Origin of the sequence: Dyella monticola (assembly GCF_003363155.1) — a bacterium.
In the GTDB taxonomy this organism is placed as follows: domain Bacteria; phylum Pseudomonadota; class Gammaproteobacteria; order Xanthomonadales; family Rhodanobacteraceae; genus Dyella_B; species Dyella_B monticola.
Genome location: NZ_QRBE01000010.1, coordinates 144,028 through 166,177, shown reverse-complemented (window position 1 = coordinate 166,177; position 22,150 = coordinate 144,028). Strand labels below are relative to the sequence as shown.

At 61.8% G+C, this 22,150-nt stretch carries 21 protein-coding genes; 12 read left to right on the top strand and 9 right to left on the bottom strand.

Features of this window, described 5'->3' with window-relative positions:
- Positions 1–68: 68 nt before the first annotated feature.
- The 7 genes from DWU98_RS16100 to DWU98_RS16070 form a co-directional block, all read right to left on the bottom strand.
- Positions 69–332, bottom strand: a complete 264-nt coding sequence (locus DWU98_RS16100; RefSeq protein WP_147293345.1) for a hypothetical protein — start codon at positions 330–332, stop codon at positions 69–71.
- A complete protein-coding gene (locus tag DWU98_RS16095; RefSeq protein ID WP_115496578.1) occupies positions 332–682 on the bottom strand; it encodes a c-type cytochrome in 351 nt (116 codons plus the stop codon). Before DWU98_RS16095 ends, DWU98_RS16100 begins: the two co-directional genes overlap by 1 nt.
- A 21-nt stretch (positions 683–703) precedes the next feature.
- Positions 704–1,036, bottom strand: a complete 333-nt coding sequence (locus tag DWU98_RS16090) for a c-type cytochrome (RefSeq protein WP_115496577.1) — start codon at positions 1,034–1,036, stop codon at positions 704–706.
- 181 nt (positions 1,037–1,217) lie between these two features.
- Positions 1,218–2,450 carry a TraB/GumN family protein gene (locus tag DWU98_RS16085; RefSeq protein ID WP_115496576.1) on the bottom strand — a complete coding sequence of 411 codons (1,233 nt, stop codon included), beginning with the start codon at positions 2,448–2,450 and terminating at the stop codon, positions 1,218–1,220.
- 106 nt (positions 2,451–2,556) lie between these two features.
- Positions 2,557–3,447 carry a carbon-nitrogen hydrolase gene (locus DWU98_RS16080; protein ID WP_115496575.1) on the bottom strand — a complete coding sequence of 297 codons (891 nt, stop codon included), beginning with the start codon at positions 3,445–3,447 and terminating at the stop codon, positions 2,557–2,559.
- A 128-nt stretch (positions 3,448–3,575) separates the two neighbouring features.
- Positions 3,576–4,613, bottom strand: coding sequence for an agmatine deiminase family protein (locus DWU98_RS16075; protein WP_115496574.1), 1,038 nt, complete (start codon positions 4,611–4,613; stop codon positions 3,576–3,578).
- A gap of 205 nt (positions 4,614–4,818) precedes the next feature.
- Positions 4,819–5,163 (bottom strand): hypothetical protein, encoded by a 345-nt coding sequence (locus DWU98_RS16070; RefSeq protein WP_115496573.1) that lies wholly within the window; start codon positions 5,161–5,163, stop codon positions 4,819–4,821.
- Between the two features lie 349 nt (positions 5,164–5,512).
- Here DWU98_RS16070 and DWU98_RS16065 point away from each other — a divergent pair, with 349 nt between their 5' ends.
- From DWU98_RS16065 to recJ, 3 genes are read left to right on the top strand one after another with little or no spacing between them, the layout of a single operon-like run.
- Positions 5,513–7,405, top strand: coding sequence for an ABC-F family ATP-binding cassette domain-containing protein (locus DWU98_RS16065; protein WP_115496572.1), 1,893 nt, complete (start codon positions 5,513–5,515; stop codon positions 7,403–7,405).
- A 3-nt stretch (positions 7,406–7,408) separates the two neighbouring features.
- The gene (locus DWU98_RS16060; protein WP_115496571.1) at positions 7,409–8,329 is read left to right on the top strand and encodes a phosphoglycerate mutase; all 921 of its coding nucleotides are present in this window, start codon (positions 7,409–7,411) and stop codon (positions 8,327–8,329) included.
- A complete protein-coding gene (gene recJ, locus DWU98_RS16055) occupies positions 8,326–10,047 on the top strand; it encodes a single-stranded-DNA-specific exonuclease RecJ (protein ID WP_115496570.1) in 1,722 nt (573 codons plus the stop codon). The genes DWU98_RS16060 and recJ overlap by 4 nt, the downstream gene beginning before the upstream one ends.
- 9 nt (positions 10,048–10,056) lie before the next feature.
- Here recJ and DWU98_RS16050 read toward each other — a convergent pair whose 3' ends face one another.
- On the bottom strand, positions 10,057–10,434 hold the full coding sequence (locus DWU98_RS16050) for a hypothetical protein (protein ID WP_147293344.1): 378 nt from the start codon (positions 10,432–10,434) through the stop codon (positions 10,057–10,059).
- Positions 10,435–10,494: 60 nt separating this feature from the next.
- On the opposite strand from DWU98_RS16050, the gene DWU98_RS16045 reads away from it, so the two are divergent.
- The gene (locus DWU98_RS16045; RefSeq protein ID WP_115496609.1) at positions 10,495–10,794 is read left to right on the top strand and encodes a 7(1) septoil knot domain-containing protein; all 300 of its coding nucleotides are present in this window, start codon (positions 10,495–10,497) and stop codon (positions 10,792–10,794) included.
- On the opposite strand, the gene DWU98_RS16040 is transcribed toward DWU98_RS16045, so the two are convergent.
- Positions 10,774–11,364 carry an SPOR domain-containing protein gene (locus DWU98_RS16040; RefSeq protein ID WP_115496568.1) on the bottom strand — a complete coding sequence of 197 codons (591 nt, stop codon included), beginning with the start codon at positions 11,362–11,364 and terminating at the stop codon, positions 10,774–10,776. The genes DWU98_RS16045 and DWU98_RS16040 overlap by 21 nt on opposite strands.
- A gap of 252 nt (positions 11,365–11,616) precedes the next feature.
- Between DWU98_RS16040 and DWU98_RS16035 the strand changes: the two genes are divergently transcribed.
- The 8 genes from DWU98_RS16035 to DWU98_RS16000 all read left to right on the top strand — a co-directional run bounded on the left by DWU98_RS16035 (position 11,617) and on the right by DWU98_RS16000 (position 22,145).
- The gene (locus DWU98_RS16035) at positions 11,617–12,615 is read left to right on the top strand and encodes a sigma-54 interaction domain-containing protein (protein ID WP_115496567.1); all 999 of its coding nucleotides are present in this window, start codon (positions 11,617–11,619) and stop codon (positions 12,613–12,615) included.
- A 13-nt stretch (positions 12,616–12,628) separates the two neighbouring features.
- Positions 12,629–12,865: a hypothetical protein gene (locus DWU98_RS16030; protein WP_115496566.1), complete on the top strand. Its 237-nt coding sequence runs from the start codon at positions 12,629–12,631 to the stop codon at positions 12,863–12,865.
- 401 nt (positions 12,866–13,266) lie between these two features.
- Positions 13,267–15,639, top strand: coding sequence for a type VI secretion system contractile sheath large subunit (tssC, locus tag DWU98_RS16025; RefSeq protein WP_115496565.1), 2,373 nt, complete (start codon positions 13,267–13,269; stop codon positions 15,637–15,639).
- A gap of 44 nt (positions 15,640–15,683) precedes the next feature.
- The gene (locus DWU98_RS16020) at positions 15,684–16,250 is read left to right on the top strand and encodes an Hcp family type VI secretion system effector (RefSeq protein WP_115496564.1); all 567 of its coding nucleotides are present in this window, start codon (positions 15,684–15,686) and stop codon (positions 16,248–16,250) included.
- Between the two features lie 33 nt (positions 16,251–16,283).
- On the top strand, positions 16,284–16,676 hold the full coding sequence (locus DWU98_RS16015; protein WP_147293343.1) for a GPW/gp25 family protein: 393 nt from the start codon (positions 16,284–16,286) through the stop codon (positions 16,674–16,676).
- Positions 16,673–18,496, top strand: coding sequence for a type VI secretion system baseplate subunit TssF (gene tssF / locus DWU98_RS16010; RefSeq protein WP_115496562.1), 1,824 nt, complete (start codon positions 16,673–16,675; stop codon positions 18,494–18,496). Before DWU98_RS16015 ends, tssF begins: the two co-directional genes overlap by 4 nt.
- On the top strand, positions 18,460–19,590 hold the full coding sequence (tssG, locus tag DWU98_RS16005) for a type VI secretion system baseplate subunit TssG (protein ID WP_115496561.1): 1,131 nt from the start codon (positions 18,460–18,462) through the stop codon (positions 19,588–19,590). The genes tssF and tssG overlap by 37 nt, the downstream gene beginning before the upstream one ends.
- Positions 19,587–22,145, top strand: coding sequence for a contractile injection system protein, VgrG/Pvc8 family (locus DWU98_RS16000; RefSeq protein ID WP_158545083.1), 2,559 nt, complete (start codon positions 19,587–19,589; stop codon positions 22,143–22,145). The genes tssG and DWU98_RS16000 overlap by 4 nt, the downstream gene beginning before the upstream one ends.
- Positions 22,146–22,150: the final 5 nt, after the last annotated feature.

The following is a 22,150-nucleotide window of genomic DNA, read 5'->3' as shown; positions in this document are numbered from 1 at the left end:
CTTTTTCCTCAGCGTCATTCCGGCCTTCGTCGGAATGCCGCCAAGGCACTCTGAGGTGTTCGCAGTCATTACCGCCTGCCGCGCACCAGCCAGATAAACACAGCGGCCGATACCAGCCCCAGCACGAATCCAATTCCCGAGCCCCACAGCATCCCGATATCCCCACCGAAGAGGTGGCCAATAAGCGCACCGAGCAGAAACAACAAGGGAAGCGGCAGACAACCCACAACGGTTACTCCTGAAAACACGTGCCGCGATAGTTGCCCAAAAACGCAAAAGCCCGCAACGATATGCGGGCTTTTGGCTGTCATGTGTGTTTTAGCAGCAGGCATCAATCGCCTTGCACATGTCCCTTCAACGAATCGAGCTTGGTAGGCAGCGCGGAGTAATACGCTGCGATGTCCTCGATATCCTGATCGGAAAGCGTCGCCGCAAACCCTTTCATGATGGGATTGTTGCGGCGTCCATCCTTGTATTCGTGCAGCACTTCCTGGATGTATTCGTTGTACTGCCCGGCCAGGCGCGGATATTGCGGGTCCACGCCATTACCGTCGGCGCCGTGGCACGCAAAGCAGGCGGCTGCCTTGGTCTTGCCGTTATCGGCGTTGCCGGAGGCCAGCAGCGGCGCCGAGGCCAGCGCAAGAGCCATACCGAACGAGAGCAACGTAAGCGCACGTTTCATGCAGGTGGGATCCTCGGCTGATTACTTCGGTTTGATGCTGGACAGATACGCGGCGATGTCTTCGATCTCCTGATCGGACAGGCTCTGGGCCTGCGCCATCATGGTCGGATGCGTGCGATCGCCTGTTTTGTACTCATGCAGAGCACTGATGATGTATTGCTCGTTCTGTCCGGCGATCTTGGGAACCGGATACTGCGGGTAGGAATTGTTGGTGCCGGGAATGCCGTGGCAGCCATTGCAGGTGTAGACGAGGATACGGCCGTTGGCTTTATCACCCGTGGCGTGCACAGGGTTGGAGCAGATGAGGATCGCGGTAGCAGCAGCGGCCAAGCCAAACAATTGCAATCGAAACATCAAGAGGATCCCCTTAGGTTCCAGCGGATGCGTGCAACATGAAGGATGCTCCCACGCATGTCTTCCCCGACATGAACTGTGCATCCTCACTCGAGTATAGAGGTTGCCCCTGAGGCGTCACAATGGGAGGGCGCGGCATGGGGGAGTGACAAAAAGCCGCGCTGCCAATTCCTGCGACGGGTCAGAACAGGCTCTTGAGAATGTGGATGCCGGCGGCGTACTCGCCGATGATGGTGCCAAGGCAAACCAGAAAGAAATTGAGCAGCGTGCGCGCCACCCGGTTGGTCCACCAGCCGCTCCAGTGCACGATGTCGTCGCGCAGGCTTTCGAAATCCGCCACGCGTGGGCGGCGCACCCATACCTCGACCATGGCGCTGATGCCGCCGGCGGGAATGCCGGGTCGAAATGGCTTGATGGGGGCGGCGATGAAAGCGGCGAGGACGCTCAAGGGATGCGCGCGCGCCACCAATGCGCCGAGCGCGGCAAAACCACCCGTGAACAACACCCAGTCGCGCAAAGCCTCTGCGCCGAGCGCCGTATTGCGATGAAACGCGTACCCAATCGCCGCGAACACCAATAGCACCAAGCCGACCGCCACCCATTTGGGCCACCGCGCCTTTGGCGGCGACTGGGCCAACTCGGCAACCGTGGCACCCGGATCGGCCTGCTGGATGCGCAAATGCTCGCACAAACCTTTGAGATGTCCTGCACCAATCACCACCAACACCTTGCACGGGTTCGCGGTGACGGAGCGGCCTGCTTCTTCACGCAAGCGCGCCGCCATGTAGGCATCGCGCTCGGCGATCAGGCTGCGATACAGGGGTGCCGACTCGCTGGCGAATTCGCTGAAGGCGCTTTCGAGCATGTCGCCTTGCTTGAGTTTTTCGATTTCCTTCTCGTCGATGGTCTGGCGTTCGAACACGCTCGCCAGCAAACCGCCGAGCAGGCTGAAACGCTGCCAGAAACTCACGCTATGCCAGGCGCGCTTGAGCGTGGTGCCCACTTCGCGATCGACCAGCCACAGCGGCACGTTCAGCTCCGCGGCACCATCCATCGCTGCCTTCATTTCCGCGCCGGGCTGGATGCCGTATTGATCGGCCAGTCGTTTCTGAAAGGTGGATAGCACCAGACTGGCCGCCACCATGCCGGCTTTGCCTTCGCGAATCACGCGGAACAGATCCATCTGCTTGAATGCTTCCGGATCGCGCATGCCCTGCGCGCGGCTTTCGCACAGCTCTACGGCAATGGCGTCGAAGGATTCGTTTGCCAGCAGCGTCTGCACCGCTTCCACGCTGCTGCGCGATACATGCGCGGTGCCCAGAATCACGTATTCCACGCCGTCGCGATGTACGCGCTCGATCGGCTGGCCGCGTAGGTCAGGCGTAGCGTGAAGATCGGTACCGGAAACGCTCATGCAGTAGAGGTGCAGTTAGGGAGGGGAACGCCCAGCATGGAGACTCGCGGTCAGTAGTGCAAGCCGGGGTGTGTGTCTTGCTCTCTCGGTGAGAGAGCAAGACGCGTCAGTCGCGGAAACGCCGCAGCAAATCGCCGTAGGCGTCGATCCGGCGATCGCGTAGGAACGGCCAGATGCGGCGTACGTGTTCGCTGCGTGCCATGTCGATCTCGGCCACAAGCAATTGGCGCTTGTCGTCACCTGCCTGGACCAGGAATTCACCCTGGGGCCCGGCAACGAAACTGCTGCCCCAAAACTGAATGCCCGCGCCGACATTCGCCGGGTCGGCCTCGAAACCGGTGCGGTTGCACGCCAGCAAGGGCAGGCCGTTGGCCACGGCGTGACCACGCTGCACGGTGATCCAGGCTTCGCGCTGGCGATCCTTCTCCGGCTGCGCGTCATTCGGGTCCCAACCGATGGCGGTGGGGTAAAGCAGCAGTTCCGCACCGGCCAGCGCCATCAGGCGCGCCGCTTCGGGGTACCACTGATCCCAGCACACCAGCACGCCCAGGCGGCCTACTGAGGTGTCGATCGGCTCGAAGCCCAGGTCGCCGGGTGTGAAGTAAAACTTTTCGTAAAACGCTGGATCGTCCGGGATGTGCATCTTGCGGTATTTGCCGGCGATCGTGGCAGAACGGTCGAACACCACGGCGGTGTTGTGATACAGCCCCGCGGCGCGTTTTTCAAATAGCGAGGCCACCACCACCAGTTTGAGTTCTTCAGCCAGTTTGCCAATGCGCGCGGTGCTGTGACCCGGGATCGTCTCAGCCGTGTCGAACTCGTTCACCGACTCCTGTTGACAGAAATACGGGCCATTGTGCAGCTCCTGCAGCAGCACGAGCTCGGCGCCCACCGCGGCGGCTTCGCGCAGGCCGGCTTCGATGGCATCGAGGTTGGCGTCGCGACTGCCGCGGTGAGTTTCCTGCAGCAGCGCGACCTTGAGTGTCTTGCGGGTCATGCCGGATCCTGTCCGCCAGAGTGGCGAGGTGGGCTACATAGTGTAGCGGCACCCGGCCTGGGATCGGTCGAATGCCAGCACGGTAAGTCAGCGTCCGCTGGGCTTTGCGCGGGGCGACGGCGGCGGCCTCAACCCAGCAGGCCGGCGGGCAATTGCATGGTGATGCAATGCAGGCTGCCGTTCTGCCAGATCAGCGGACGGCAGGGCACCTGCACCACGGTGCGACCAGGATGGGCTTCACCGATGATCCGCGCGGCTTCGTCGTCGGCGACATCGCCATAAGCGGGCACCAGCACGGCGTCATTGACGATCAGATAATTTGCATACGACGCCGCGAGCCGTCGGCCTTCGTCGATGACCGGCTTGGCCCAGGGCAGCGGATAAAGCGCGTAAGGCTTTCCGCTTGGCGTGCGCAGTGCGGCCAGCTCTTCGCTCATACGTTGCAGCTCGGCGTGGTGCACGTCGCGGGTGTCGGCGCAGGCCTGATACACGATGCGATCGCCCGGCGCGAAGCGCGCCAGGGTGTCGATGTGCGCATCGGTGTCATCGCCTTCCAGATAACCGTAATCGAGCCAGAGCACACGCTGCGCATGCAGGCTGTCGCGCAGGATCGTGCTCATCTCTTCGCGCGATTGCTCCGGATGACGCTGCACCAGGCAGCGCCATGTCGTGAGCACGGTGCCTGCGCCATCGCTTTCGATGCCGCCGCCCTCCAGCGCCCAATCGATGCGCTTGTGTTGCGCCGAACCGAAAACGCCGGCCTGCACCAGGCCGGCGATCAGCGCATCGTCTTGCTCCGCGCCGAACTTGCCACCCCAGCCAGTGAAATGAAAATCGGTGAGCTGGAAACGATGGTCTTCGCCGCGCAGCGTGATGGGGCCCGAATCGCGCAGCCAGGTGTCGTCATACGGCAGTTCCACGAAGCGGATGCGCGATAGGTCGGCATTCGTGCCTTGCAGTGTTGTCTCGACGTGCGCGCGCAGCGACGCATCGGCCACCACAATGATCAGTGGCTGAAAATGCGTCACCGCAGCGGCGAGCGCTGCATAGGTGGATTGAACCTGTTCGAGCCGGTCGGCCCAATCGGTGCCGGCGTGCGGCCACGCAATCAACACGGCGGCCTGCGGCTCCCATTCGGCCGGCAGGCGCAAGCTGGAATCGGTCATGGGGACGACACTCGCGCAGGGGAATGCCCGGACGTTGGCCGGGCATGGAAGTGCGGGAGTTTACGACGACTGTCGGCGGTTGCGCGAGGCGGTCAATGTACGGTGATGCCCGATCTTGCCCGGGCGTCATCCCGGCGAAGGCCCGGATCATGCGCGTGATATCGCGCCTCGTTCGTGCCCTCTGTCAGCACAGGGGGCCGAAAAATCAGTTCACCGCGCCGGGGTTCCGATTGTTCCCTGCCGGCGTATTCAACACCGAGTGGATCACCCGGCTTTTTTCGAAATACACGATGAAGCTAGGGTATTCCCAACGATTGATCGTCGGATGGTGGGCCGAGTCGCCGCCGCGCGGGGAAAGCTTGTGCAAGGGAGCGCCGTACCGCTTTTCCACCTGCGCCATGGTCAGTCCACGCGCCGGCAGGTTCATGCTTTTTTCGTCCTGCACACGCTGGGTCAGCGTTTCCTGGGCGTAAGCGGCCTGCGCCGAGGCCAGCCCGGCGCCAAGGGCCAAGACTGCCAGCAAGGGCAGGGTATGACGGTGCTTGAACATGATTCCCCTCTCCGCATAAAGCGCTGCTGCGCCGTTGTAGCAGAACTGCCTGGGGTGCGCTACGAGCAAGAACGGAAGATGTGATCCAGGGATATTCCGGATCAATCTGCACAGGCGTCACGGCCTCCGTCTGTCCGCATCTTTTCGTTCGATTGTCTTGACAGACGGCCAGTCTGCCCTCCTCGCTCCTCAAAGCAGCGGCCATCCATGGCCGCTCCCCGCGTGCGTCGATGGCCCTGTGACCTGCGAACAGACAGAGGCCGCGCCACCTGCGCAGATTGATCCAGAATGTCCAGTTATCATGGGCGGCTTCGGGCGTCCCCGCCTGGTCTCGATCCTACGATTTCACATGATTGCGTTCCGCCATTTCTCCCTGCGCCGCGGCAGCCGCCTGCTGCTTTCCGATATCGACCTGGTCATCCAGAGTGGCTGGCGCCTTGGCGTCGTGGGCCGCAATGGCTGTGGCAAATCCAGCCTGTTCGCCGCGCTACAGGGGCAACTGGAGGCCGATGCAGGCGAACTGGACATACCGACCAAGTTGCGGCTTGCCTCGGTCGCCCAGGAAACACCAGCCCTGCCGGACCCAGCCATCGAGTACGTCATGGGCGGCGATGTGGAGCTCGCCACGGCGCTACGCGATGAACTGGATGCACAGGCGCGCGGTGACACCGAAGCAATGGCGCGCGCCCATCACCGCATTGAGGAGCTTCACGGCTACGATGCGCGCGCGCGCGCTGGGCGCCTGCTGCACGGGCTGGGTTTCAGCGCCGATACGCATGAGCGCGCCGTGCAGGAATTTTCAGGCGGCTGGCGCGTGCGTCTGAACCTTGCGCGCGCGCTGATGGCGCCTTCGGACTTGCTGCTGCTGGACGAGCCCACCAACCATCTGGACCTGGACGCCGTGCTATGGCTGGAAGAGTGGCTGCGCCGTTACCAGGGTACGTTGCTGGTGATTTCGCACGACCGCGAATTTCTCGACGGCGTCATCACCCACACCCTCCATCTCAACGAAGGCAGGGCCAAGCTCTACGCAGGCAATTACAGCGCGTTCGAGCGGCAACGTTCCGAACAATTGCGCCTGCAGCAGATTGCGCACGAGCGCGAGCAGGCCGAACGCGCGCATCTGCAATCGTTCATCGACCGCTTCAAGGCCAAGGCCAGCAAAGCCAAGCAAGCGCAATCGCGCATGAAGCGCCTGGAAAAGATGGCCGGTACCGAAGCGGTACGTGCGGAGCGGGCGTTCCACTTTCAATTCGCCGTGCCCGAGCGTGTGCCCGACTCGATGCTGCAATTGGAAGATGTGGAGGCCGGTTATGCTGCTGAGGCAGGGCAACCAGCAGCGGTCATTCTTCGCGATGTGTGCTTCCGGCTCGAAGCAGGCGAACGCGTGGGCCTGCTCGGGCCGAACGGTGCCGGTAAATCCACGCTGGTAAAAACGCTGGTCGGCGAACTGGCCCCGCTGCATGGCGAACGCAAGGCGCACAAGGATCTGAAGATCGGCTACTTTGCCCAGCACACCGTGGAAAGCCTGCGCGAAGGCGCCAGCCCGTTCGATCACCTGCAGGACAAAGCACCCGGCATCGCCGCGCAAGCGCTGCGTGATTTTCTGGGCAACTGGAATTTCGCGGGCGATCGCGCGTTTGAATCCGTCGACGGCTTTTCCGGCGGCGAACGCGCACGCCTTGCGCTCGCGTTGATCGCATGGGACAAACCCAACCTGTTGCTGCTGGACGAACCGACCAACCATCTCGATCTGGACATGCGCGAAGCCTTGGCCGACGCGCTGGCCGATTTCGATGGTGCACTGGTGCTCGTATCGCACGATCGCCATCTGCTCGGCATGGTGTGCGACAGCTTCTGGCGCGTCGCCGATCACAAGGTCGAACCCTTTGACGGCGATCTGGACGATTACGCACGCTGGCTGCGCGCACGTAGCTCGGCGCCCAAGAAAGCCGAGGTCGAAGCCAAGGCGACGGAATCGGCAGCCGATCGTCGCCGCGCCGCTGCCGCGCAGCGTGAAAGCGAAAAAGCCTCGCGCCAGCGCGTGAAGAAAATCGAAACGCGCGTGGCGGCCCTCGACGAGGAGTTGGTCAAGCTGGACCAGAAACTCGCCGATCCGGAGACCTACAACGGCTCGACGGCGGAACTGATGAAGCTCGGCCAGCGCCAGTCGGAGCTGCGCAAAGAGAAAGAAGCGCTTGAAGCCGAATGGCTTGCGCTGTACGAATTGCTCGAAGCCTGATCGATGGCGAGCACCGAATCTCGACCTTTGGAATGTTGGCTGCCGGCGTTACAGCGCTTCGATGCATCGCACCCGCTGCGCATGCTGCTGCAGAGTGCCGACTCGCTTCCGCATGGCAGCGCCGGCTATCTCGGTGGTCTGGCAAGCTATTTTCATTGTCATGAACCGCTGCCGGCCGCCGCGCTCATCCGCGACTACTTGTGCGGCGATGCGGGCGATGCATGCTGGCTGAGCGCCGACCCTGCCTGGGTGCAACCGGACATGAGCGGCGCGCGGCTGCTCGCCTGCGGACAATTGCCGTTGAGCATGGACGAGGCGCAGGCTCTGGCTGAGCCGTTGCAGCCGGTATTCGACGAAGCGGGCATGGCGCTCGAGGTTTCTTCGCCGCAGCACTGGCACCTGCGCGTACCGATACAAACGCCGTTGCCTGACTTTGCCGCACCAGAACAGGCGCTTGGTGGAGATCTTTACGAGCATCTGCCGCAGGGTGCGGAAGGTCGCCGCTGGCGTGTACTGTTTAATGAAGTGCAAGTTTTGTTGCATCAGCACCCGCTGAATGCGCAACGGCGCGAGCGTAACGTTCCGCCCATCAACAGTCTGTGGTTTTGGGGCGGCGGTGTGCGCCCGTTGCGCATCGATACCACGTTGCGAGGCGTCATTGGCGAAGACATGTTGCTGCGTGCCTTGGCACAGCGTGCCGGTATTTCCATACAACAACGCGACGGAGCGTCGATCGGTGCGGCGCAAGCAGGCTGGTTGATCGACCTGCAAGATCAGCCTGCCGAGACCATTGCTTCCGAATGGTGGTCGCGCCTGCAATCACTGAGTCGACGCCAGCCGTTGTTGCTCGCCTTCGACAGCGGCGAACGCTGGCTGCATCGACCCTTGCATCGCTTGCGCTTCTGGCGGCAGCGCGCGCGATGACGCGGCAATTGCTGAAGCGGCGTCCGTTGCTGGGTGAGCCGGCAGGATGGGGTGCTGGCGTTCCTGATATCGTGCAGCGCATCTACGCCTCACGCGGTGTGCTAAGCCCGGAACATGCCGAGCACCGCTTGAATCGACTGTTGGCACCCCAGCAATTGAGCGGCATGCAGCAAGCCGTCACCTTGCTTGCCGAGGCCGTCCGCACCGGCATGTCGATCGTCATTGCCGGCGACTACGATTGCGACGGCGCCACCGGCACAGCGGTAGCCGTGCGCGGTTTACGCATGCTTGGCGCACAACGCGTGGATTACGTGGTACCGAATCGCTTTGTGCACGGCTATGGGCTCACGCCGGCGCTTGTCGCAGCATTGCCGTCGCATGCGCAACTCATCGTCACGGTCGACAACGGCATCGCCAGCGTGAGCGGTGTCGCCGCCGCGCGTGCACGCGGCATGCGTGTCATCGTCACTGATCATCATCTGCCCGGCGATCATTTGCCGGAGGCGGATGCCATCGTCAATCCCAATGTGCATGGCGATGATTTTCCCAGCAAGGCGCTGGCCGGCGTGGGCGTAATGTTTTACGTACTGCTAGCGTTGCGCGCGCATCTGCGCGAGCACGGTGGGTTCGCGACCACGCCGGAGCCGGATCTTTCCGTATTGCTGGATCTGGTTGCGCTCGGTACCGTGGCCGATCTGGTGCCGCTGGATTTCAACAACCGCGTACTGGTGGAAGCGGGCATGAAACGCCTGCGTAGTGGCCGTGGTTGCGCAGGCATCCTCGCGTTGGTGGAGGCCAGTCAGCGCAGCATCTACGCGCTATGCACCAGCGATCTCGCCTATGCAGTGGGTCCGCGCTTGAATGCCGCCGGCCGGCTCGAAGACATGCGCCTTGGGGTGGAATGCCTGCTTACCGACGATCTACCGCAGGCGCGCCGGTATGCCGAACACTTGAGCTCCATCAATCAGGAGCGCCGCGATCTGCAAGCGGCCATGGTGGCCGAAGCGGAAGTGATGGTCTCCAGCGCTGCGCATGTCGATGCGCAGACCGTCGGCGTCACACTGTTCGAGCCAAGCTGGCACGCAGGCGTTGTGGGGCTGGTGGCGTCCAAGCTGAAAGAACGCCTGCATCGCCCGGTAATCGCTTTCGCCCCGGCGGGCGAGGATGACCCTGATCATCTACGCGGCTCGGCCCGTTCCATCGCAGGCTTTCATATTCGCGATGCGCTGGCGGTGATCGATGCGCGCCATCCGGGCTTGATCGAACGCTTCGGCGGTCACGCCATGGCCGCGGGCCTGAGTTTGCGCACACAGCACTATCCGCGTTTCGCCGAAGCATTCGATGCGGTGGCGCGCGAATACTTGAACGAAGAACACCTGCAATCCGTGCTCTACACGGATGGCGAAATGCCTGCCGGCCTGTTCACCTTGGAGATGGCGCGCATGCTGCGTTTTGCCGGTCCGTGGGGACAGGGGTTTCCCGAGCCGGTCTTCGACAATCGCTTCGAGTGCTTCAGTTGGCGACCGATGGGCGAGCGGCATCTGCGTTTGAGTCTGCGCGATCCGCGCGACGATGCGCTCTACGACGCCGTCATGTTCAACGCCTACGATGGCACGCCACCGCCCCCCATGTTGCGGGCCGCTTACGAACTCACCATCAACGACTGGCAAGGCAGAGAATCGCCGCGGTTATTGCTGAGATACATCGAACCCGCGTAACGCGGCGTGTTATTTTTTCCGCGCATCATGCGGCGGCCAGTCGGGCAGCCCTACATCGATGACGATCGTCGCCTGCACCACCTGTTCGGCCGCTCGCCTGGACGCTGGCGGTGGGCTGGGGCCGCCTTGCAGTTCCGTGCTGAGTGCAGGATCGACGCGATAGGACAGCACCGTCTGCACCCGCGCCGGCAGTGGCGTATCGATCGTGGCCTGGGGTTGTTGACGCGGAGCGGGATGACCTGCGCCCGATTGCGCCGCGGCGCGTGCGCGTCGATCATCCTCGATGGGTTCGGACTGGCCGAGCACGGGGCGCCCCTGGCCGGGCATTTTTAGTACGCTGATGCGCTCGTAGGGACGGCGTCCGGACGGCTTGTTCGTATCGCTCATGCGCGTAGCTCCCTAGTCTGTAACGCGACCGTAACGTGCTTCCTGGAGATGGTGATCCGCATGGCGCGAATTTATCAAGTGCAAACCATGGGGGAGGCCGACGTACGGGTTGCGCTGGTCGGTGATCGTGGACAGGCCGACCTATGGGTGCACCGCGTCGGCAGTTGGGGGCTTGCCCAAGGCGATGCGCGTTGGTTCATTACACGCGATCGTAACGATGCGACGTGCTGGGTTTATTTCTGCAGCATCGGCATGGCCGAGTTGCTGGTTTGTTTCGTGGATAGCTACGGCGAGGCGGGCTGGCGAGATCCGTCGCGCGCAAAAAAAGGATGCTTCGCTTCACGACGCGGGTTTGGCTGAAGGCGGCATCTGGATCACCGGCGTACTTTGGATTTTGAATGCCAGTTGCACGCGCGCCGCCATCTGCTGCGCGGCGGCGGCGCTGATGAACTGACCGATCGCTACCAGCGTCCACGGTTGCTGCTGCGAATCGACCACCGACAATGTCGTCAAAGGCAGGTTCAACCCGTCCGCTGCGGGCTGCCATCGCTGTTGTGCGGCGATGGCTTCGTCTTCTGTCACGAACTGTCCCAATTTCAGGGCATACGCGGGTTGTCCCGTGGCGGGCGCCGGCGCTTCAACGGTCGTTTTCACCAGCAAGTCGCTCAAACTGGGCGGCGATGCCTTCGAAGATGCTGACGCCGCCGGCGATGCCGGCGCTGGCAACGCGAGGGTGGCACTGGCCTTCGTTGCGCTGGCGATCGCGCTATCGCTGCGTGCCGTCGCAACCAGGGACGAGAGCGCATGGGACAGCCGTTCGCCGACGTTCTGCGCCGATTGGCGCCATGTGGCGGGCGCCATCATGCCGCCTGCAAACGCGAACGCGCCGAACAACACGATCAGCACAACGAATCCGAATTTGGTCAGCATGTTTTGCGCCCCTTAGCACAGTAAATGTGCACGCCATGTAGACATAACGGATGATTTCACTTGCCTATGCATCGGCTGCCTGCCCGCAAGATCGTACATGCACTTGGCATATTGCGAGCGTTGCGTGAAGAGGGCTACATTCGGGGGACAGGGGGAGTGGATGATGTCGTAGGTATGCGGCAATTCCATCAATAAAGTCATGCGATGTAACTTCACGGCGTGACTCGTCCCCCGTACTCAGCGGGGTTACTCATGGTCGATGTTCTGGAGTCGAGTTTACTTGGCTCCTCCCCACAGTTCGCACACGTCCTTGCACAGATACGGCGTATTGCGAAGTTCGATGTCACCGTTCTGATCGGGGGGGAAACCGGTACAGGCAAGGAGCTCGGTGCGCGTGCCGTGCATTATCTGAGCGCGCGCGCGGCGCAGCCCTTCGTTCCCGTCAATTGCGGCGCCCTGGCCGATTCGCTGGTAGAAAGCGAATTGTTCGGTCATGAGCGTGGCGCGTTCACCGATGCGCGGCATGCCGCGCCCGGTCTGATCAGCGAAGCCGAAGGCGGCACCTTGTTCCTGGACGAGGTCGATACCTTGTCATTGAAAGCGCAGGCGGCGCTGCTGCGCTTTCTGCAGGATCGAACCTATCGGCGCGTGGGTGGCACGCAAACGCGCCACACCAATGTGCGACTCATTGCCGCAAGCAACGCCAATCTGGAAGAGCTGGTCAAGACCAGGCACTTCCGCCGCGATCTGCTTTATCGTCTGAAGGTGATGCCGCTGGTGATGCCGCCTCTGCGCGAGCGTGGCGGCGACGTGATCCAGCTTGCGCAGATTTTTCTCGAACGCCTCAACCGCGATTACCAAGGCCACACGCCAGTCAAGCAATTTCATCCCGACTTGCTGGCCGCGCTCAAACGCTATAGCTGGCCGGGCAATATCCGTGAGCTGGAACACTTCATCCAGCGCGAATACCTGATGTGCGAAGGCGCGGTATTGAACGCCGAACTGCCTCAGGACAGGTCGGCCCCGCCGGACGGGGAAGAGCGTTACAACACGGTCTTCAAACAGGCCAAGGCGCGGGTGATTGCCGACTTCGAGCGCAGTTACGTCGCTTCGCTGATGACCCGTGCGCGCGGCAATATCTCGCGTGCCGCGCGGCTGGCCGGCCAGGATCGCAGCGCCTTCAGCAAACTGGTGCATAAGTACCGGCTCGCTTCGGAGCCCGAGCAGGAGCAAGATTCCGCGGACCATTGACTGCGAGGCTGTCGTGACCGGCTACTCTGTGCGTGCTGTTGCCGATGCGATTGCGTGTTTTCTTGCTGAGCATCCCGCTTGCGCCGACACCATCGAGGGTGTCGAGCTATGGTGGCTCAATCCGCGTGGCATCACGCCGCCGCGCGAGGTGATCGCGCGCGCGCTGGAGCTGTTGGAAGTGGAGCGGGTGATCGAGCATCGCCTCATCGGACCGCGCAAATTGTGGCGTTTGCGTCGCGCAAAAGACTGAATTTTCCCAACGCCGATTCGCAATGCGGCGCAATAATTTTTTTTCAAAACCTTCCGTGCGCACATGGGAGCGTGCACGGCTGTCTTGGTAACCGTGTGCGTTTTCACTCAGCGAGAACATTTCCACACGGTGGGAAAAAATAAATCTCTCGCTCAAATGCCGACGCAGACACCGATGCGCATCAGCATGTTGCGGCGACATGTGCAACCGGCTTGATCACTGCAACGGCGTGCACGGGTGTGTAAAAAATCCCCCATTTTTCTCGCGCAAATTTCCCGGATGCGACGCAATGGCAGGCAATTCAGCGCGTTACGCGCTTGGCACGACTTTTGTTTGGTGTGGATGCGAGGAAACGCATGCGGCAGCGCGTCTGCATCCGCCCACATCAACGAGGCCCGTACATGACCGTCGAGAGCATTCAACAAAAGCTATTGCGTGTGCGGCCGCCACGCGTGCGCATCACCTACGATGTCGAAACGGGTGGCTCCAGCGAGAAGGTGGAGCTTCCTTTCATCGTCGGCATGTTTGCCAATCTGTCGGGCGAGCTTGATAGCAGCCAGCTCCCGGCGCTGAAAGATCGCCGCATGCGCGACATCGACAGCGAATCGTTCGACAAGATTCTCGCCGAGTGTTCCCCGACGATCACGCTAAACAGCATCCCGGACACCATTACCGGTGGCGGCAAGAAGCTGCTGAACACCTTGACCTTTGGCTGTCTGGCGGACTTCGAGCCGTTGGCGGTGGTCAACAACATTCCAACGCTCAAGAGTCGTTTCGATGCGCGCGGCGACCTGCGCGCACTGCAGGCGATGGCCGAGTGCAACGACGCGCTGGCCGCCACGCTCGATGGCGCACTCGAAAGCGGCCAGGCGATGACGGCGTTGACAGGCGCTTTTTCAGGCACCGATCCATCCACCTGGGTGACATCCACTCTTGTCCCTTATGCGCCTTTGAGCAGCATGCCAGCCACCCCTGACGGAACGGCCATTCCGCAGGTGCTGGTCACCATGCTTGCTGGGCAGATGGCTGCCAATGCCGACGCGGCCACGGCAGCACAAAACGCCGCGACCGCAGCGCAGACCGCTGCGACCAATGCCAAGACCGACAGCGATACCGCGAACGCTGCGCTGAAGACCGCGCAAGACGCCGTCACGACAGCAACCAAAGCCGTCGCCGATGCGGCGACAGCAGTGAAAGCTGCCAAGGATGCCGACTCGACAGCCGCTGCGGCCAAGGCGTCAATCACTGCAAAGCAACAGCTGGATGACGCCAACAACGGTTTGTTGCTCGCGCAGGCGCAAGCGGGCGCGGCTCAGCAAAAGTTAACGTCGGCCACAAAGACCGCCGCGGACCTGCAGACTGCGTTTCTCGACATCGATCCACTATCCAAGGCGCGCCGCCTGGTTGGCCGTTTCGCCAATGAAATCATCGTGCCGCTCAACCACCAGGCGCTTACCCAGGTTGCGCTGGGTGCCAACGGATTGATCGACGAGCAGGTCGGCGGCATCGATACGCAGATCGGCGTGCAACTCGATGCGGTGATGCATGCGCCGAATTTTCAGGAGTTGGAAGCCACCTGGCGCGGCCTTTTCTACGTGGTATCGCGCGCAGAGACCGGCACGATGCTCAAGTTGCGCGTGTTCAACGTCACCAAGGACGACTTGCGCAAGGAACTGGAAAAGGCGGCCGATTTCGATCAGAGCTGCATCTTCAAGATGATCTATGAGGCCGAATTCGGCACCTATGGTGGCCTGCCTTACAGCTTGCTGCTGGGTGGTTACGAATTCGACCACTCGCCCAACGATATGTCGCTGCTCACCAACATCACCAAGGTGGCCGCTTCCTCGCATGCGCCTTTCATCGCGGCCGCGGCGCCGGGTCTGTTCGGACTGGATGGTTTCGACAAGCTGGCCAAGCCCAGGGACCTCGCCCAACTGTTCGAATCGCCCGAGACGGCGCAATGGACGGAATTTCGCAACAGCGAGGACTCGCGCTACGTGGCGTTGGCACTGCCGCATGTGCTGCTGCGTCTTCCTTACGGCAAGGATTCGCGCCCCGCAGACGGCGTGAAGTACGAGGAAACGGTCGCCGGCGACAACGGTCCGAATCACGATGCCTTCCTGTGGGGCAATGCCGCCTACGCGCTGGCCGAGCGCATCACCAACGCCTTCGCACTCTATCGCTGGACCGCGGCGATCCGTGGCGTGGAAGGCGGTGGGCTCGTGGATGGCTTGCCGATCTATACCTATCGCGACGACGCCGACCTGGTGAACATGATTTGCCCCACCGAGGTGGCGATCACCGATCGACGCGAAAAGGAACTCAATGATCTGGGTTTCATCGCGCTGTGCAACTGCAAGGGCACGGGGCAGGCGGCCTTCTTCGGCGGACAGACCGCCAACCTGCCGCGCCAGTACATCAGCGACGAGGCCAATGCAAACGCCAAGCTGTCCGGCATGCTGCCCTACATCCTGGCGGCGTCACGCTTTGCGCATTACATCAAAGTGATCATGCGCAAGAAGATCGGCGCCTTCCTCACGCGCGGCAACGTCGAGGCTTATCTCAATACGTGGATCGCTCAGTACGTGCTGCTGGACGACAACGCGGCGCAGGAAGTGAAAGCAAGCTATCCGCTGCGCGCTGCGCTGATCAACGTGACCGACGTGCCCGGTTCGCCCGGTTCGTATAAGGCCACGGTGTTCATCAAGCCGCATTTCCAGCTCGAAGAGCTCACCACTTCGATTCGCCTGGTGGCGGATCTACCCAAGGGCTGAGCGCATCACGCGCGCAGATTCCGCATCTCATATCAGGAGCGACCATGGATCTCATTCTCTTGCAGCCCGGCGACCCAGCGGTCTTTGGCGGCGCGAACGGCTGGAAAGGCGGCGGCAGCCTGATCGACGATACGTGGCGCGATGAGGTGCTCAAGCTTGGGCAGTGTCTGGAACTGGTGTCCGTGCATCAGGGTATGAAGCAACAGATCACCACCGACGTGAGCAATTCCGCGCGTACGTCCGGTCGCCCGATCATCACCGAGTTCACCTGCGTCAAATACGTCGACAAGACCTCGGTGAAGTTCTACGAATATTGCCTGCGTGCGCAGCCCCTGGGTGTGGGCACGGACAAGCCGACCAAGATCTATATCGCGCGCAACTCCGGCGACAAAACCGCCAACATTCTCACCATCGAACTGCGTGACGCGATCATCAGCGAGATCCAGTTCCAGTCCAATCCGGACGACATGCCGACCGAGCAATTCAAGCTCAATTTCACCGAAGTGCTGTGGACGTACACCGTGCAGCAGGCGGACATGGTCACGGCCGGCAACATGGCGGCGGGCTGGAGTATTGCGCGCAACCGGCCGATCGGCCAGTTCACTTCGTGATGATGGGCAGCTCCGGATGGAAGGAGGTTTTGCGTGCAATTCCTGATGGAGCGCCTGGTCAATCGCACTGATCCCGGCATGGGGCAGGCGCCGCCATTCGATTTGGCAGGGGCTGTCGCCGCGCAGATCCAGCGCATTGTGGAATGCCGCCCGTTCGCAGGTGGCCGCGACATGCATGTGTGCGATTTTGGCATGCCGACCATCGTGGACTTCAGTATCGGCATCCACGATCACGAACGCTATGGCGCGCGGCTGGCCGAAGCGATTGCGCGCTACGAGCCACGCTTGCGCGCGGTTCGATTGGAATGGCTGTCCAAGGGGCGCCCATTGCGTCCGTATGCGCTGATCGTGCATGGCCAGTTGCAGGTGGACGATGAGCCGAGCGTGTTTCGCTTCGAAATGCCTTGTCCGGACGACGTGCGATGAATGACAGCGCGCCACGCCTGAAAATGTGGTTCGAGCAGGAGCTCGCCTCCCTGCGCGACGAGGCCGCGGAATTTGGCGCCTCGTTCCCGGCCATTGCCAAGACGCTGGAGCTCAGCGCCGGGCGCAGCGGCGATCCGCATGTGGAAATGCTCATGCAGTCGTTCGCCTGGATGGCCGGGCGCCTGCGCTATCAGCTGGAAACCGATCAGGCCGTGCTGCCCAATGCCTTGCTTGGGCTGCTTTATCCGCATCTGGAAGCACCGCTGCCATCGATGCTGATTGGCGAAGTGGAAGTGCGGCCCGATGGCGCCAATTTCATGCACGGCTCCACGCTCGATCGCGGCCGCTATGTGTATGCCGTGGCGACCGACGACGTCGGGCAGAAAGTGCGCTGCCGTTTTCGTACGTGCTACTCGACGCCATTGTGGCCGTTGAAGATCAAGGACCTTGCGACGGTGGCGGCCAACGCCTATGCGCTGGATGCCGGCGACACGCGCACGCTTTCGATCGTGCGCGCGACCGTGCAATGCCTTGGCAAGGACCCGATCCACGCGCTGAACATGCCATTCTTGCGCTTTTGCATCAATGCCGAGCACAAGCAGGCGTACGCGCTGTACGACGCACTGGCCACGCATCTGGTGCGTATCGCGGTACGCATGCCGGGCAATGGGCCGCTGCGTTACCTGGATCCGGACAAGCTCACCTGGTGCGGTTTCAAGCCGGAGGAGTCGCTGCTGGGCTTCAACAAACTTACGCATCCGGGTTACCGCCTGTTGCAGGAGTATTTTGCGTTCCCGCAGAAATTCCTGTTTTTCGAAGTGGCGGGCATGGACCTGACCGGCATCGACAAGGAATTCGAACTGCTTTTTCTGCTGGACATCCCGCCGTCCAAGCACAACACCCCGGATAGCGAACTGCTGCGGCTCAACTGCCTGCCGATGATCAACCTCTATCCGCAGCGCATTGAGCCGTTCGTGCTCGACCAGCATCACTATGAATACCGCATCATCGGTGACGAACAACTTCACCGCTTCTGCGAAATCTACCGCCTGCAGGAACTCGTCTCGATCCGGCCGGACCGCAGTCCGCGGCCGATTGCGCCGTATTTTTCGCTGGATGATTTCCAGGAGATGGACAAGCTCGATTATTTCTACGCGACGCGGCGCGAAGTCAATCAGACCGGCGCCGTGCACGGCACCGAAACCTATGTGTCTTTCCTCGATCCGGATTTTGACGTCACCTTGCCGCCGGAAGAAATGATCGGCGGCATGGCGTTATGCACCAATCGCCGCCTGCCTTCGCAGTTGCTGGTCGGCAGTGTGCTGTATCTGGAGGGCGCGGGGCCGGTGACCAAGCTCAGGGTGTGCAGCAAGCCCACGCCGCACACACCGCCGCAGATGCTGGGCGATAAACCATGGGCGCTGGTGTCGCAGCTTTGCCTCAACCATTTGTCGCTGGTCGATGGGCAACAGGGGCCACCGATTCTGAAGAACATGCTGCGCCTGCATGTGGGGCCGGCCAGTCTTACCGGCGCCCGGCAGATCGATGGCTTGCGCGAGCTTACGACTCGCCGCATCCAGAAGCGTGTGCCGCGTCGTGAGGCTTGGCGGGGTTTCGTCGATTGCCTGCAGGTGCGCGTCAAAGTCGATACCGGACATTTCGAAGGCGGCAGCGCGGTGCTGTTCGGCAGCGTGCTGCACCGTTTTCTGTCCTTGTATGCAGAGGTCAATACCGTCGTCGAACTGATTCTTGAACCGTCCGATCGCGTGGGAGAGCTGAAGACATGGGAGCCGCTGACTGGCGCACAGGTGAATCTCTAGCCAGCCGCTTGCGTGGACGGCCGGCGAGTTTTGATTTTTTTCAGTGGATACGGCTGAACTCGTGGCCGTTGCGTGATGCTTCGCCTGCGGTCATCGAACGCGGTGCGCGGCAGGTCAATACACATCTGCGCTTTCGCGCCGAAATGTCGTCGGCGTTTCCTGGCAGCGAGATTTCCGCGGGCCGCCAGCGCCGTGTCGTGCGCAACAAGATCGACGAGCGACGGGTGGAATTGTTCGTCACCAATTTTGTTCTTTCCGGCGTATTGGGGCCGCTGCCGGATAGTTTTGCCGATTGGATCCGTCAGCGCCTGGCCGAACGCGACCCGGTGATGGCGGAATTTCTCGATATTTTCAATCACCGCATCAGCGCGATCCGCTATGAATTGAAGGCTGCCAGCGTGGCCGCGTTCGATGCGTGCCGACCGGAGAACACCCATTACGCGGACATGGTCGGTGCCTTGATGGGCCTGTCTGCATTCGAAGGCGAGGGCGCGGAGATCTTGAAGCGACGCGTGCCTATTCCCAAGCGCGCGTTGCTCGCTTTGTGCGGATTGGTTGGCAATGGACGCAAAAGCGCGGCGGGGTTTGGTGTCGTGATGGGGGTCTATCTGCAAGCGCCGGTGCATGTGGACGAATTGCTCGGCGCCTGGCGCGCGATCGAGACGCGCGACCAAACGCGTCTTGGGCACCGCCGGATCGCCGATACGGCGCCGCTGGGAAGGCGCGTGTGGGTCAATCAGGCAGCGGTCGGTTTGACCGTCGGGCCCATCGCGTACAAGCGGCTTTGCGCGCTGTTGCGCGACTGTGTGCAGGGAGAGGACGGTGATCAGGACAAAGCGTTCGGCGGGGGCTACACCGGCCTCGCCGCCATGGTGCATTTTCTGCTCGACCGCCACGTGGATGTCGTCATTACCGTCATGGTCGAAGCGTCCAGCATTCCGCGGTCTTTGTTGTGGCGCCCGCAGCGCATCGCCGGATTCGGCAGCAGCCATGGCCTACGGCTCGGGCAGACGGCCTGGTTGAACGGAAAGCCGGATAAACCGCGCGCCGTGCGATTCACCATTCGACGCGATGCCGTGCAGGAGGCCGCTTGAGCGCCATCCCGAGCGATACCGCGGGGCGTACCGCGATCAAGCCGATCGGCTCGCTTGGCGGTGCCGATTCGCCGCTGCTGTTCCTGCATTGCGGCATCGAATTGGCCGGCCGCCAGTGGCTGGGGGATGAAACCTTCCGCCTGCTTTCCTTTGAAGGGCAGGAGAGCGTGTCCGAGCCGTTCGACTATCAGTTGCAATTGCGCGGCAATACATCGCCCAGGCATGGGCGTCCGCTCAGTTTCGACGCTGTCATCGGGCGGCCGGTGACGGTTGGTATCAGCGATCCCACGCTCAGCGATCGTCCCGATGCGACAGCACGTTTCGCGCAGGCGTTGAGTTCGGGGACGGGCAAGGATCTCACGCTCTACAACGGCCTGGTTACATCCTTCGCGATGGATGAGCCGGGCGTCTATCGGCTCGGCATGAAGCCTGCGCTTTGGAAGCTCACGCTGACCAACGGCTACTGCGTGCATGCGCAGATGAGCGTGCGTGACGTGATCGCCACGCTGATGCGCAAGCACTATGTCGATTATTCGCTGGACGCGGTCTCCGGCGGCGGCAACATCGCTATCGATCGTGTGCAGGACTGGCTGCAGGCTGGCGAGAGCGATTATGAATTCCTGCGCCGCATGATGGCCAAGGCGCACATTTACTACTACTTCAAGCACAACGGGAACAGCCACACGGTGGTATTCGCCAACCGGCCTGCGTACCCCAAAGCATTCGGTGGTCGCGCGCTGCGCTACACCCACACCATGCTGGACGAGCTGGGCATGCAGCAGAACGATGTGGTGTTCCAGTACAGCTATCAGCAATCGTTGACCAGCACCGGCATCAACGGCGTGTTCGTGCACGAGGAAAGTGCATCGCAGCAGGATCCGGTGGCGACCTATCAGACGTTTGCTTCCACGATGCCCACCGATTCGGGCCGGTTGCCGTTCAACCAGTACCGCACGTATCAATACGGATCGAGCAGCGGTTCGGTGCGCCAGTATGTCAAGCGCACGGCGTCATGCATGGCGGCATCGGCACAACAATTGTCAGGCAGCAGCACCTGCACGGATTTTCGCGTGGGCTATCAGTTCACGCTCAGCGGCGACATGGCCCAGGGCACGCATCCCTCGCCGGTGCGGCCTTCGCTGGAAGGCAAGCCGTTCGTACTGAATAAAGTGCAGCACAAGGCGAGCGCCGACGGCGGCTATACCAACACTTTCGAAGCCACCGGTGCGGACGGCATGCTTACTCCGTTCTCGGTGCAGGACACGCAGCAAGGCGCGATCCTCGCCAAGGTGGTCGACAAATCCGGGCAGGGGCCCAAAGACTGGCGTTACTACGAGCCCAACAATTTCGACCCGGAGTCGAGCCGCCTGCGCGACAGCGATGCCTCGCCACAGGATTTGATGGCCAAGGGCGTCTACGTGCAGTTTTCCAGCCCTGGTTCACCCACTACGCCGGTGTGGGTGAAGCTCGCCGCGCACATGCAAACCGTGCCGGAAATTGGCGTGACCGTACAGGTGGCGCGCGCGAACGATGAATCGGAGCTACCGGAAATCCAGAGCATCGTGCAAGCCAATGGCAGCCTGGTGGTCACGCCTTCGGGCTGGACCGCGAACACGCACGTCGGCAGCAGTTATTCCACTAGCTACGGCGATGGCCAAAGCATCCGCTACGGCAGCAAATCGGCTTACAACCTGGATCAGGCGATCCAGATCGTGTCGTCCAAGTACGCCACCGGGCAATACCGCGACACCAGCTTTTCGCAAGGTGCCAGTTACAGCTATGCCACCTCGGAGAACGGCGCCGAGGGGTTGCTCAGTTCATCGGATTCATTTGGCTGTACGTACAGCACGCATGAAGGCAAGGAAGTGTGGAGCAAGAGCACGCTGGGCAGCAGCACCAGCTACTCCACCGTCACCGGCAATACCTATAGCGAAGATACGGTAAGCGGCACCAGTACGCGCCTGTCCACGCAGAACATTGTCCAGAGCACCAGCACGATTACATCGAGCACGTCCACCGACACCATCGGCACGACTGATACAACATCGTTCATCGGCCTGAGCAGTGGCGTGTCGATGATCGGGCTGGCCTCCCAGATCGGCATGACGGGTGTGCGTGCTGACACCTCCGTGACTGGCGCCTCGACCAGCACGTCGGTCACCGGCATCACGCAGGCGATCTCCGCCACCGGCAGCAGCACGGTCATGTCGGTCACCGGCAGCAACGAGCAGACCAATCTCACCGGTTCCAACCTCGGCACATCGCTCACCGGCAGCTCGATACAAACCAACATCACCGGTGCCAGTGTGGATACCGGCATCGTCGGCAGCAGCACGCGGCTGAACGTGACCGGCACCAGTACCGGCATTTCCGTCACCGGCGATTCGACCGAGATCAGCGTCACCGGCAGCGAAACCCGCGTCGGCGTGCATGGCCAATCCACTACGGTGGACATCACCGGCTCTGGTGCGTCGGTCACGATCGCCGGTGCGCGGGCGACGCTGGAAATCGTGGGTGTGAGCTTGTCGATTCCAACCATCTACATTTACGTATGAGGCGC